Origin of the sequence: Nocardiopsis halophila DSM 44494 (genome assembly GCF_000341245.1) — a bacterium.
In the GTDB taxonomy this organism is placed as follows: domain Bacteria; phylum Actinomycetota; class Actinomycetes; order Streptosporangiales; family Streptosporangiaceae; genus Nocardiopsis_A; species Nocardiopsis_A halophila.
Genome location: NZ_ANAD01000014.1, coordinates 1 through 12,905, shown reverse-complemented (window position 1 = coordinate 12,905; position 12,905 = coordinate 1). Strand labels below are relative to the sequence as shown.

Annotated in this window: 7 protein-coding genes and 1 pseudogene; 2 read left to right on the top strand and 6 right to left on the bottom strand. The window is 72.4% G+C overall.

Features of this window, described 5'->3' with window-relative positions; genetic code table 11:
• Positions 1-8: 8 nt before the first annotated feature.
• Together D450_RS0101690 and D450_RS0101685 are read left to right on the top strand one after the other, a co-directional pair.
• On the top strand, positions 9-2,135 hold the full coding sequence (locus D450_RS0101690; protein WP_017536951.1) for a dipeptide ABC transporter ATP-binding protein: 2,127 nt from the start codon (positions 9-11) through the stop codon (positions 2,133-2,135).
• 58 nt (positions 2,136-2,193) lie between these two features.
• Positions 2,194-3,918, top strand: coding sequence for an ABC transporter family substrate-binding protein (locus D450_RS0101685; protein WP_039820032.1), 1,725 nt, complete (start codon positions 2,194-2,196; stop codon positions 3,916-3,918).
• Positions 3,919-4,564: 646 nt separating this feature from the next.
• Here the strand turns inward: D450_RS0101685 and D450_RS0101680 are convergent.
• The 6 genes and pseudogenes from D450_RS0101680 to D450_RS0101660 all read right to left on the bottom strand — a co-directional run bounded on the left by D450_RS0101680 (position 4,565) and on the right by D450_RS0101660 (position 12,827).
• Positions 4,565-5,656, bottom strand: a complete 1,092-nt coding sequence (locus tag D450_RS0101680) for an exonuclease domain-containing protein (protein ID WP_017536949.1) — start codon at positions 5,654-5,656, stop codon at positions 4,565-4,567.
• A gap of 821 nt (positions 5,657-6,477) precedes the next feature.
• Positions 6,478-7,830 (bottom strand): outer membrane protein assembly factor BamB family protein, encoded by a 1,353-nt coding sequence (locus tag D450_RS0101675; RefSeq protein WP_017536948.1) that lies wholly within the window; start codon positions 7,828-7,830, stop codon positions 6,478-6,480.
• Positions 7,831-9,002: 1,172 nt separating this feature from the next.
• Positions 9,003-9,287, bottom strand: a complete 285-nt coding sequence (locus D450_RS34370) for a response regulator transcription factor (protein WP_017536947.1) — start codon at positions 9,285-9,287, stop codon at positions 9,003-9,005.
• 124 nt (positions 9,288-9,411) lie between these two features.
• Positions 9,412-9,660 (bottom strand): annotated as a pseudogene (locus tag D450_RS35355) (response regulator transcription factor); the annotation flags it as partial.
• Between the two features lie 405 nt (positions 9,661-10,065).
• Positions 10,066-11,664 carry a serine/threonine-protein kinase gene (locus D450_RS31665; RefSeq protein ID WP_051063538.1) on the bottom strand — a complete coding sequence of 533 codons (1,599 nt, stop codon included), beginning with the start codon at positions 11,662-11,664 and terminating at the stop codon, positions 10,066-10,068.
• A 398-nt stretch (positions 11,665-12,062) separates the two neighbouring features.
• Entirely contained in the window at positions 12,063-12,827 is a 765-nt protein-coding gene (locus D450_RS0101660) for a TetR/AcrR family transcriptional regulator (protein WP_017536946.1), read from the bottom strand.
• Positions 12,828-12,905: the final 78 nt, after the last annotated feature.

The following is a 12,905-nucleotide window of genomic DNA, read 5'->3' as shown; positions in this document are numbered from 1 at the left end:
AAGGAGAAATGACCGAGACCATCACCCGTACCGGTGCGGACGAGCCGGGCGCCGCCGAGACCGGCGCCCCCGTGCTGGAGATCGAGGACCTCCACGTCACCTTCCCCGGGCGGGGCAAGAGCCCCGACGTCCGGGCGGTGCGCGGCGTCGGCTACAGCGTGCGGCGCGGCGAGATCCTGGGCATCGTCGGCGAGTCCGGGTCGGGCAAGTCGGTGTCGTCCATGGCCGCCATGGGGCTGCTCCCCGACAGCGCGCGCATCACCGGCTCCATCCGCCTGCACGGCGAGGAGCTGCTCGGCCTGGACGACAAGGCCATGTCCGCCAAGCGCGGCTCCCGGATCTCCATGGTCTTCCAGGACCCCCTCTCCGGGCTCACCCCCGTGTACACGGTCGGCGACCAGATCGTCGAGGCCATCCGCGTGCACAACCCCAAGATGCCCAAGGACAAGGCCGCCGCGCGCGCGGTGGAGCTGCTCGAACTGGTGGGCATCCCCAACGCGGCCCACCGCTTCAAGTCCTTCCCTCACGAGTTCTCTGGCGGCATGCGCCAGCGGGTCATGATCGCCATAGCGATCGCCAACGACCCCGACGTCATCATCTGCGACGAGCCCACCACCGCGCTCGACGTCACCATCCAGGCGCAGATCCTGGAGGTCCTCAAGGCCGCCCAGCGCGAGACCGGCGCCGCCATCGTGATGATCACCCACGACCTGGGCGTGGTCGCCGGGCTCGTGGACCGGATGCTGGTCATGTACGCCGGGCGCCCGGTCGAGGTGGGCGCCGTGGACGACGTCTACTACCGCACCCGCATGCCCTACACCATGGGCCTGCTGGGATCGGTGCCCCGCCTGGACACCGACGAGCGCGCGCCGCTGGTGCCCATCAGGGGCAACCCGCCCTCGCTGAGCGACCTGCCGCCCGGCTGCCCCTTCGCGCCGCGCTGCCCGATCGCCACCGCCGAGTGCGACCAGGGCGAGCCGGAGCTGCTGGAGATCGGCGGCCAGGGGCACACCGCGGCCTGCATCCGCGCCCCCGAGATCGACCGCGAAGGCTGGACCGCCGCCGACGTGTACCCGGTCCCGGAGGCCGCCCCGCCGCCCGAGGCGCAGGTCCGCCGCGAGGACCGGGAGACGGTGCTCCAGGTCGACGGCCTGGTCAAGCACCACCCGCTGATGAAGGGCGCGGTGTTCAAGCGCCGGGTGGGCACCGTCTACGCGGTCGACGGGGTCGGCTTCGACATCGCCGAGGGCGAGACCCTGGGGCTGGTCGGCGAGTCCGGCTGCGGCAAGTCCACCACCCTGATGGAGATCCTCAGCCTGGAGCGGCCGCAGGGCGGGACGGTCGACCTGCTCGGCCGGCGCTCGGGCACCATGAACGCGCGCGAGCGCTTCGCGGTCCGCCGCGACGTGCAGGTGGTCTTCCAGGATCCGATGAGCTCCCTGGACCCGCGCATGCTCGTCTTCGACGTGGTCGCCGAGCCGCTGCGGACCCACGGCCTGCCCAAGGACCGGCTGCGCGCGCGGGTGCACGAACTGCTCGACCTGGTGGGGCTGGACCCGGCGCACGCGGGGCGCTACCCCCAGGAGTTCTCCGGCGGCCAGCGCCAGCGCATCGGCATCGCCCGCGCCCTGGCCCTGGAGCCGCGCCTGCTGGTGCTGGACGAGCCGGTCTCGGCGCTGGACGTGTCCATCCAGGCCGGCGTGATCAACCTGCTCGACGAGCTGAAGGCGCGGCTCGGCCTGTCCTACCTGTTCGTCGCGCACGACCTGTCGGTGGTGCGGCACATCGCCGACCGGGTCGCGGTGATGTACCTGGGCCGGATCGTGGAGATCGGCGCGGTCGACCGGATCTTCAGGGACCCGGCCCACCCCTACACCCAGGCGCTGCTCTCCGCGATCCCCATCCCCGACCCGGAGAAGGAGCGCAACCGCTCGCACATCGTGCTCCAAGGGGACCTGCCCAGCCCGGCCGACCCCCCCTCGGGCTGCCGGTTCCGGCCCCGGTGCCCCAAGTTCGCCGGGCTGTCCGAGGCCGAGCGCACGCCGTGCATCGAGGTCTCGCCCGACCTGGAGGCCACCGGAGGCGACGACCACACCGCGGCCTGCCACTACGCGCAGGGGCGCTCCGTCGTCTGACATCCCCTGCATCCCCCGCTCCGGCTCCGGCCGGCAATCCAAGGAGGAATGAGCAGTTATGCGTACGAGACGGACAGTGGCCTACGCCGCGCCGGTCCTGGCCCTGGCGCTCGCCGCCACCGCCTGCGGCGGTGGCGGCGACGACGGCGGCGGGGACGGCGACACCCCCACCCTTGAGGACATCGCGGCCTCCGACCTCAATCCGGTCCCGCGCGAGGAGCTGGAAGAGGGCGGCATCTTCGTCTACGGCAGCTCGCAGCCGGTCGACCAGTTGATGAGCCACCACACCGACGGCAACCTTGGCGCGGTAGTGGAGATCATCAAGGCCGTCATGCCGAGCGCCTTCCGGTACACCGACAAGGGCGAGGCCGAGCCCAACCCCGCCTACGTCGAAGAGTTCGAGATGAACGACGAGGGCACGGAGATGGACTTCGTGCTCAACCAGGACGCCGAGTGGTCCAACGGCGAGCCCATCACCTGGGAGGACTACGAGCAGCAGTGGAAGACGCTGTCCGGCCAGGAGGACGGCGACTTCGGTGCCCCGGGCGAGGTCTACGCCTACCAGAGCGTCGAGGACATCGAAGAGGGCGGGAACGAGTACGAGTTCACCGTCACCTTCTCCGAGCCGTTCGGTGAGTACGGCATGCTCTTCGAGAACCTGTACCCGAAGGAGGTGATGGAGGACGCCGACAAGTTCAACGAGGACTACATGAACGACATCCCCATCACCGCGGGACCGTTCGACTTCAAGGAGGTCGACGAGAGCTCCGACACCACCATCCTGGAGCGCAACGAGGACTGGTGGGGCGACAAGGCGCTGCTCGACGAGATCCACTTCCAGCCGGGCGACCCCGAGGGCCAGGCCCAGGCCTTCGCCAACGGGGAGATCGACGGCTTCTACGTCGGCTACACCGCCTCGACCTATGAGACGGCCAGCGGCCGTGAGGACGGCCACGTCACCCAGGCCATCGACAACGGCTACCGGTACATCGAGATGAACGCCGACCGCCCGGTGCTGTCGGACGTCGACGTCCGGCACGCGGTCATGCTCGGCATCGACCGCCAGGCGCTGGCCCAGCTCTCCCTGGAGAGCATCAACTGGCCCAGCGACCCGACCGCCAACCGGCTGCTGCGCTCCTCCGACCCGCACTTCCAGGACAACTCCGGCGACCTGGGGGAGCAGGACCAGGAGCGCTCCCGGGAGCTGCTGGACCAGGCGGGCTGGACCCTCGACGAGGGCGCCGAGGTGCGCACCAACGAGGATGGCGAAGAGCTGGAGATGCGGTTCTTCTGCCCGGCCGGCGTCAAGGCCTGCGAGTCCGAGGCCCAGGTGACCAAGGACATGCTGGGCGAGGTCGGCATCAAGGTCGTCACCGACTCGATCCCCACGGACGCGTTCTTCAACGACCACATCTACACCGGCGACTTCGAGCTGGCCTCGTTCGTCCAGATCGGCAGCACGCCCTACGTCGGCGAGAGCTTCGAGAACTTCACCGGGCCGTTCGGCGACGACGGCGAGGACTGGGGCAACAACAACGCCCGGACCTCCACCGACGAGATCAACGACAAGTTCGACGAGCTGCGCCAGACGGTCGACCCGGACGAATACGGCAAGCTGGCCAACGAGATCGACGCGCTGCTGTGGCAGAACGGCCAGGGCATCCCGTTCTTCCAGCGCACCGGCACCTACGCGATGGCCGACGACCTGGCCAACGTCGGCGGTCCGGGCCTGCAGTCCAACTGGCACTACGAGGACATCGGCTGGACCACGCCGCAGGACTAGCGGTCTCCACCGGTCCTGTGACCGCGTCACGGCCGCCTCACGGGCCCTCGCCCGTGAGGCGGCCGGGCGGGTGCCCTCCCGGTGGGGGCGCGCCTCCGTTCCGGGGGCGGGTCCGTAGCCGGACTGGAGGGCGTGTCATCCGGCCCTGAGTTCGGCGCGGGACCCCCGGAAACGCGCCGTGCTCTGATCGACACCGGGGTCGTGTCCGCTGGCGTGGTGGAGCTCTGCGGGCCCCGGCCGCCCCCCGGGGGCACTGCCTGCCGCCCGCAGAGACACCCTTGTTGATCTCGGGGAAGCCGGGGTAATACTCGCCGGTATTACCCCGGCTTCCCCGAGATCAACGGTGAGGAGGGGGTGCGCACCGGGGCGGGGTCGCCGATCGCGCCGCAGCGGTCGCACCGCTCACAAGGACGCGGCCGACAGTTCCACCACTCCAGCGGACACCACCGACACCGGATGCCATGGGGCCGACGGGGCCCTTGCTCTGGCTTCGGTTCCGGTCTCCGAGTGCTCTCGGTGCTCTCTCAGCGAATGAACGGCGGGGCGGCCGCACCGCCGTTCCGCGCCGTTCCGCTTCTTCTCGAAAGCCCCTGCGGGTCGACCGCCCTCCGAGCGCCTTCCTGACACTTCAGGGGCCGCCTCCTGCTCACGCGCCTTCGCGCAGGATCTGTTCCAGCTCGGCCTCGTCGATGATGGCGATGTCCTGGCCCTTGGCGCGGTACTCCTCGGCCTTGCGGCGCTTGCTGGTGGCCTGTGCGTGGTCGCCCACGACCAGCACCGTCACCTTCTTGGTGACGTTCTTGGAGATCGAAGCGCCCACGGCGGCGACCTCCCGCCACAGCTCGATCTTGTCGCGCCGGGTGTCGCTCAGGCAGACCACGGCGCCGTACAGGGGGCCGTCGGGGTCGGCGTCCAGATCGGGCTCGGGGGGTTCGGCCTTGCTGTGCTCGTTCCAGCGCGCGAAGCGGCCCCCGGACCGGTCGAAGCGATCGCCGCGGCCGCCCCTGTCGCGCCTGCGGCACCACAGCGCCCGCCGGCCCGGGGAGACGCGCCCCATGGAGACGTTCTCGGCCTCGCACAGCGCCTGGAGGGTAGGCGCGCCGCGCTCGCGCATGAGGGCCAGCACGATCTCGGCGCTGCCCTCGGCGTCGGAGAGCGGGTTGTGGTGGTCGAGGGGGAAGCCGATCCGCTCGCACAGCGTGGGCAGCTTGTGGTTGCGGCTGTCGGTCCACACGGCGTCGGCCAGCACGTAGGAGCAGGAGAAGTGAAGGTCGGGCACCTCAGTGGAGGTGTAGGAGCAGGCGCGCTCGATGACGTCCATCTCCATGCGGGCCCAGTGGGCGACGACAGGGGCGCCGTCGGTGAAGGCGAGGATGCGCTTGAGGGCTTCGGGCCACTCCGGGGCGTCGCGGACGTCCTCAGCGGTGACGCCGCCGTTGTAAGGCGCCAGGGCGGGGTCGAACCAGTCGGCGGGAGCGGGAGGGCGCACGTACTCCAGGTGGCGCTCGACGATCCGGCCGCCGCGGACGCGGACCATGCCGACCCGGCAGACGCTGCCGTTGTCCTCGTTGGCCGTCTCGAAGTCCAGCGCGACCCATGCGTCGTGCTCGGCCGCCTCCGGCCCGGCGGCCGTCCCTCCGGCGGACCCTCCAGCGGCCGTCGCCCGCCCGTCCTGGGCGGGGTTCTCCACGAACGGGAGCCCCTCCAGGGGGAGCGGGTCCCCGGTCCCGTCAACCATCAGTGCACCTCCACAGCCGCGGCCCTCGCCGACGGCACCCACGGATTGTCCCGTAGACCTGTGACGCCCTGGGGCGTCGCGAGACGCCTCGGGACATCCGCCAGGCCCGGGGACGCATCGCGGCGTCCGGGGGGGGTGCTCTGGGCGCCCTGGGACACCGAGGAAGGGCGAGGACCCTACCGAGCCGACGATATGCGGTCCGGGGGTGTCGCACGGCCGTACCGGCGCGACGGGGGATTTTCGGATGACCCGAACGAGGCGGCGGTCCTCTGACGGACGAGGACGGTGTCCTGCCAGGGGTGTGAGTTCGCCCGGTCGGTCTGACCTGCATGCGCCCGGAACGCGGTGAGCCGTTGTGCGGTGGTCGAAGGGGCCGCTGCTTCCATGGCCAGGCTCTTCGACGGGAAAGTCGGACTTCGGGGCCCGGCAGCCGGGGACGGGCAGGCGGGACCGCCGGGAGGCGAGGGTCGGCAGTGCGTTCGTGAAGTCACACCGCACCAAGGGACGCGACTCGGACGAGCGTGAGAGCTTCGTAGGATCCCGGCTACTGAGCCTTTCGGAAGGCGCGTGAGGCGCGTGGGGTCCCGCCCCTGGGCCCGGGGCGGGGCGCCTGTCGGGGCCACGGCTGCTCGGCGCATCGCGCCGCTCAGCGCGGCCTCAGCGCTGAGCGCACGCGAACCGTGGCGTCCGTTCTCCGAACCCCATGGAATCTCCGGAATGCACAGGAGAGCTGCGCGTTCACAGCGGACCGCCTTCCCCGCGTCGCCGACCAGGAACTCTGTCCCCTGGTCCAGGGGCCTGGCCGCTGCTGACCCGTCCTCTCAGGCCACCGCGGGAAAGGCGGTGGCGGTCCCGTCCTCGGCGAAGCGCAGGCCCACCGTCCCGTCGGTCAGGTCGGGGGCCGCCCCGGGGTCCAGTTCCAGGTCGTTCTGGAAGTCCAGGCTGTAGATGCCGGGGGCGTCGCCGCCGAGCCCCTTGTCGGTGTAGAGGACTCCGTGCCACACGCCCCGGACGTCGGTCGGGACGCTGCCGCCCAAGGCGTCGTCGTTCCAGAGGCGGTCGCCGCTCCCGGAGGTGTAGACGTAGACGGCGGGGGAGGTGTGGCCGCCGTTCCAGCACACCAGCATCGACTGGTCGTCGTAGCGGCAGACCTGGTCGCGCATGCGCTCGGTCCAGTAGGCGGTCTCGCCCTCGGAGGCGTCGACCACCGCCCACTCGGGCACCGGCTCCTCGCCGACGGCAGGGGACGACTCACGGCCCACCAGGAGGCGTGAACCGTCCATGGAGGAGACCCGCAGGGGTACGGCGGACTCGCCGCCCTCCTCGTCCCACAGGCGCCAGCGGAAGGCTCCGTCCATAGAACCGACGGCCGACAGCACGCCGACGGAGGAACCGGAGGCCCCGCCCGGCCCTGCTGTATCGGGCGTCTCTTCGTCCTGTCGGCCCTCCTGACTCTGCCGTCCCTCGGAGGCTCCGGCCGTCGACCAGCCGACGACCGTGCCGTCCACCATGGCTTCGGGGCGCAGTCGGCCCTCGCTCCACAACCGGTCGCCGCTCTCAGGAGAGAAGGCGACTGCGGTGCCATAGGAGACCACGACGGCGTCCTCGTCCGCGCCCACGGCGAACACGTCGTCGGGGTCGGGCGGAGGCCCGGAGGGGATGTGCTCGGCGCGCCAGAGCAGTTGGCCGTTGCGGGCGTCCGCGGCGACGACTTCCAGGCGCTCCTGCCCGACGGCGTTCCCCTCCCCGGGGTTGCGCGTCTGGAAGGCGCCGACGACGACGGCCCGACCGTCGATCTCGGTGAGCACGGCGCTGTCGGGGCGGGCGTCCACGACCGGCTGCCGGGTGGGCACCGACCAGAGCTCGCGCCCGCCGAGCGCGTCGTAGGCGTGCAGGCCGTCCTCGTCGCTGAAATAGACGGTGCCCTCGTCCATCGCCAGGCGCAGCGCCCGGCCCTCTTCGCGCGAGCCCGCCCCGAGGTCGATCTCGGTGGCGGCGCCGGTGTCGAACTCCGTGGGGGGATCGAACACCTGGTCCTGGGCGCCTTGCTGCTCTGCGGTCCCGCCGCTGCCGCCGGCGTCGGTCACGGAACAGGCGGGCGCCGCGAGGACGACGGCGGCGAGCAGCGGAGCGAGTCGCCGGGCCGGCCGACGCGGGGGCTCTCCGGTCTGCACGGAACACCTTCGGACGGAGGGGACGGGGCGCCGTCGCCGGCTCCGGCGGCGACGCGGGGGCACGAAACCCTCACTCTAGAGAATTTTCCGCGATTCGTCGCGAACGGGGCGTCCGGACCCGTAGTGCCTCGGGAACCCGCGGACGCACCGCCCGGGGATCCGCACTCGGACTCCTCCCGGGACCCGCGCCCGCTTCCCCGGGAAAGGACGGGCGCCGCGTGCCGATATCCGGAGCAGGCCGCCGGTAGGCGTTCAGCGCCTCCTCCTTGCCGCACGCGCACGCCGTCTGCACGACGCCCGCCCTGGGGCCGCCCGGCCGCCCCGCCCGCTCCCGCCAGCGGGGCCGTTCCGACCGGGTCCGACGCTCCCGTCCTGAGCGCTCCTCCCGGTAGGGACCCGTCCGTCTCCCGCCCTGGCCGGATCGCCCCAAAAGCCGTCCCGGCCGCGGCCCGGCCGGGCCGCCGGGGCGTGCCGGAACATGATCGGGCTCGGCCAGGGCCGATCGGGGCAGGCCTGGAACCAACCGAGGCCTGCCTTGACCGGTCTCAAGTGCTTTCGAGCGAGGTCTCGCCTCGATCGGGTCCGACCGGTCCCGTCGTGACCGGCCCTCCCGGCAGGGCTCCGTCCATCTCCTGCCCCGGGCGGAGCCGTCCCGAGCCGAGTCCGGGCGGGTCCGCCCAGGGCGCCGTCGAAGCCGTCCTGGCCGTGGCCTGGACGGAACATGCTTGGGCCCGGTCGAGGCCGGTCAGGGCAGGCTCGGGCCCGCCCAGGGCCCGCCGGGACAGGCCTGGGCCTACCCGGGGCCGGTCGAAGCCCGGCCGTGGCCGGGCCCGCCGACGGCGCACGCCGCCGCCCGTGCCCCGCGCGCTGTTCTTCCGCGCCGTCTTCGTGCGTCGGGACGTCCGGCCACGGGCGCCGCGGGGACCGCCCCCGGGTCCCGCGCGCCCTGCCGTCCGTACGCCCCGGCCGCCTCAGCTCGGCGCGGCGTAGTGCCCCGCCTCAGCCTGGCGTGGTGCGCCCTGGCCCAGCCCTCGCCCGCCCCGGCCCGGCGGGACCCGGCGTCGCCCTGGCGCGGCCCTGTCTCGGCCGTTCGTGCCTTGGCCTCGGCGGTCTCTCGGCCCTCCCTGGGGCCTGCCCTGCCTCGGCCCGGCCCTGCGTCGGCCCGGCTCCGCTCAGACGCCCACGGACTCCGCGGATCGCCAGCGCTCGATGGCCTGCGCCCGGTTGCGCACGTGCAGCTTGGCGTAGATGTGGTTGATGTGGTTCTTGACGGTCTTCTCCGACACCACCAGGTGGTCGGCGATCATCGAGTTCGACATGCCTCCGGCCACGAGGCGCAGCACCTGGGCCTCGCGGTCGGTCAGGCCGCTCTCCGAGCGCAGCGCCGCGGCGGCCGCCGGGCCGCGCACGGAGGTGATCGCGTCGACCTCCTCCTGTCCGGCCCCGGAGCGGGCCACCGCCCGTACCGCCTCGGCCAGCTCCGGCGGGGTGAACGANCGGGGGGGTGAGGGAGCCGTAGGCCAGAGCGGCGGTGGCGCCCTGGGCCAGCGCCTCGCGGACCGCCTCGCCGTCGCCGGGGAAGGCGAGCAGGACCACCGGCGTGATCGCCGAGAGCTCCTTGATCGCCCCGGAGGGGCCCAGCGCGGGGATGCGGGCGCCGACCAGTGCCGCGTCGGGGCCGGTCTCCTCCGCGATCTTGACGGCCTCGGCGCCGCTCGCCGTCTCCACGACGGTGAGACCGGAACCGCGCTGGAGATTGGCGGCCAGGCCGGCGCGTATGACGAGGTCGTCGTCGGCGATGAGGACGGTGAGGGGAGACGAGAGGGTCATGGGGGCTCCTGGATCGTCGCTCGGGTGCAGCGTCGCTACTCTCCGCAGTCGGACCGGGCGTCCGAGTCCCACGGTCCGGGGCTCGGCCGCCCGCGCGGGCGACGTTTGTGGGGTAGTGGGGGGTCTGTCGCGGGGGTTGCCGGTGTTGCGGTACTTGTGCCCCGGATTGTCCGGACGTATGCCGCGCCGCCACATGACCGGAAGTGGCCGCACGAACGGGGTTCACGAGATCGTCAACGAGCCGCCGAAAACCGCCACGAACGTTTCGGCACCCAGAATCCGGACAAGGCCCCCGCCGTGTCCGGACGGCCGTGTCGAGGGCACGACCGGACGGCCCGAGGAGGTCCTCACTCCCCCGGGGAGATGGGAGAACGCCTCATACGACGCAGGGCGTCCGGGCGTGAGTCAGATGCACTCGCCATAGTCCGTGGTGAAGGAGGCGGCCTTGGTGGTCGAGTAGCACATTCCTACCGGGCCCGGTCGGGCGCCGGCGATCTCAGGGGACTGAAAGACGAGCAGCCCCTTTTCCGCGGCGCCAGGGAACACGAGCGTGTTCTCGTTCTCCTCTTCTCCGGCCGGGTAGCCGAGCTGAGGGCTATAGCTGAACGGCTCGGCCGGATCGATTCGCCCTCCCTCCGCGAGGACGTAGAAGTTCGACTGGTCGAAGCGGGGGACCTGGCCGCGAACGCCCAGGGACTGCCCGTTCACCGTGATCCGTACGCCTGTGCTCGTCCTTTCGGCGCCAGAGACATTGACATGAAGGGACGTCGCGCTTCCAGAGGAGAAGGCTGCGCTGTCGCCGGTGTCCGCGACTGTGGCCCGGGCCTCGATCGCCCCGTCTGCCGTCAGGTCGACGGCTTCCGGAGGCGCGGCTGCCGGTGAGGCGGTCGCGCCTCCATCGTCGTCTCCGTCCTGAGCGGTCTCATCGCCGCCCTGAGCGCCGCCGTCGACGCCTCGGCCGTCTCGACCCTCCCTGCTGTCCGACCCCGCTCCCGAAGAGGCGTCCAGGGCGGATGGGGCCGCCACGGTCGTCACGCCCGCCAGTGCGAGACCGGCGGCCGCTGCGAGGCCGATCATCAGGCCGCGCCGTGAACGCTTGGGGGGAGGAGCGGGAAGCGGGGACTCCATGTCCGTCCAGGTCGCTGTCAGGAGGGCCTGGACACCTGCGATGGGGGCGGCCGGTGTGCGCCCCGACCACCGGGTCACGAGCGTCGACACGAGCGCCGCCGCTTCCGGCCGGTCCTGTGGCTCTTTCGACAAGGCAGCACGGACCAGGGGCAGGAGTGGCTCCGGGACGCCCTGGAGGTCGGCTTCGTCGCGCATGATGCGGCGAGCGAGGACGTCCATGGGACCGGTTCCGAACGGCTCGCGCCCCGTGGACGCAAAGGCCAGGATCGTCGCCCAGGAGAAGACGTCGGAGCGATCCGTGGCACCCTGGCCGGCATGAGCCTCGGGGCTCATCCACTCGGCGCCTCCCACTGGGCCGCCGGTTCGAGCGGAGCCGAAGCCGACCAGTTTGGGAGCGTCGGGGCCGAGGACGATGTCCGCGGGCTTGAGCCGGAGGTGCACGGCGTCCTGGGCGTGTACGCGGGCGAGGGCCTCGGCGAGCCCGACGCCCAGTGCGACGAGACGGTCGCCCGTGAGGGGGCCGCGCTTCCGCACGTAGGCGAAGAGCGTGGGCCCGGGGACGTACTCGACCGCGAGCCAGGGCGGCTCGGTGTCGATGTCGGCGTCATAGAAGCGGGGGAAGCACAGTCCCAGCGCGCGTTTGGCGAGCATGACCTCTTCGGCGAAGCGCGCATGGAACTCGGCATTGCCCACCAGCTCCTCGCGTACGGTCTTGACTGCGGCGAGGCCGGACAGGCCCTGCTGGTGGCCGGCGTACACGGCGCCCATGCCGCCGGCGGCGATCCGGCCGAGGAGGGAGTACGGTCCGATCTTCCGTGGGTCCCCCCTGCGCAGTGGGGCGAAGCGGGTCGGGACGAGGGGGGAGGGTTCGCTCATTGCGCGTCGGTTCTAACGGAAGACGGGAGTGGGGGTGCTTGGGGAGGACTCCGCCCTCTCCGTGTCGTTCTGGAGGGCGGAAGAAGAGTCCTCCGCGAAGGGAGAGTACACGGACACTCCGACGCCTGAAGGATCCGCTCGGTTCGGTCCGAGAGCAGCCGAATCCGGAGTCGCAGGCGAGTGCGGACGACAGGGCACCGGACGTCCGCTCACGGGGTCCGGGGCAGGAGACGCTCCCGCTCCCGGTTCCGCCCGGCCCTCGCCGCTTGGCGGGGCTCAGGCGGAGGTCGGCGGGGCCACTGTCCCGGGGTGGTCGCCCCACGCTCGGGGAACCGGTGGGCGGCCGCCGGATGCGACCGCCCACCGGCCCTTCCAGAGCGGACTCGTCGACGGGGCCCTCACCGTGCTCCGCTCGTCCGGGGGGACTGCTCCAGGCCCAGCTCGGCGCGGAGGAAGCGGCGCAGGTGGGACCGGGCCTGGTCGGTGTCCAGGGGCGGGGCCCCGCGCAGGCGGCGCAGGGCCAGGCCGTCCACCAGGGCGTTGAAGCGGGTCGTCGTCTCGGCGACGTCGGTGCAGGCGAACGCCCCCTCGACGCAGCCGCGGCGGATCAGCTCGGCCACCCGGTCGGCCCACTCCTCGTACCGGCGGCGCTGCCGGTCGTCGGGGGCCGCGTCCGCGCTGGCCGCCCAGTTGTCGAACCACAGCCGCCAGTGCCGGTCGGTCTCGGCGTTGAACACCCCGTCCACCAGGACCTCCAGCCCTTCGGCCGCGGTCGGGCGGGACAGCATGCGCTCGCCCAGCGGCCGGTAGTAGCCGTCGATCTCCATGGAGACGGCCTCGGTGAGGATCTCCTGCACGCCGCCGAAGTGGTAGGTCACCGTGCCGACCGACACCCCGGCCGCGCGCGCGATGTCGCGCAGCCCCACGCGCCCGGCGCCCTTCTCCGCCACCAGCGGTACGGCCGCCTCCAGGATCAGCCGCCTGCGGACCTCGGTCGGCTGGCGGGTACGCCTGCCCGGGGCGACCGCCCGGCGCTTGGGGCCGGAACGACGGTCCTCCGACGGCTCCGCTCCGGAGGAGGGGGCAGGTGCCTCGGGCGCCGCGGCGATCTCCTCGACATCGCCCCCGGCGCCCGCCGTCCCCGGGCCCACGTCCGCGCTCATCCCGCCGTCCTCGGGATCTCGCGCCGCCACTCCCGGCTCGCGACCGTCTCCTCACCGGAGCGGGCCTCCACGGAGCTC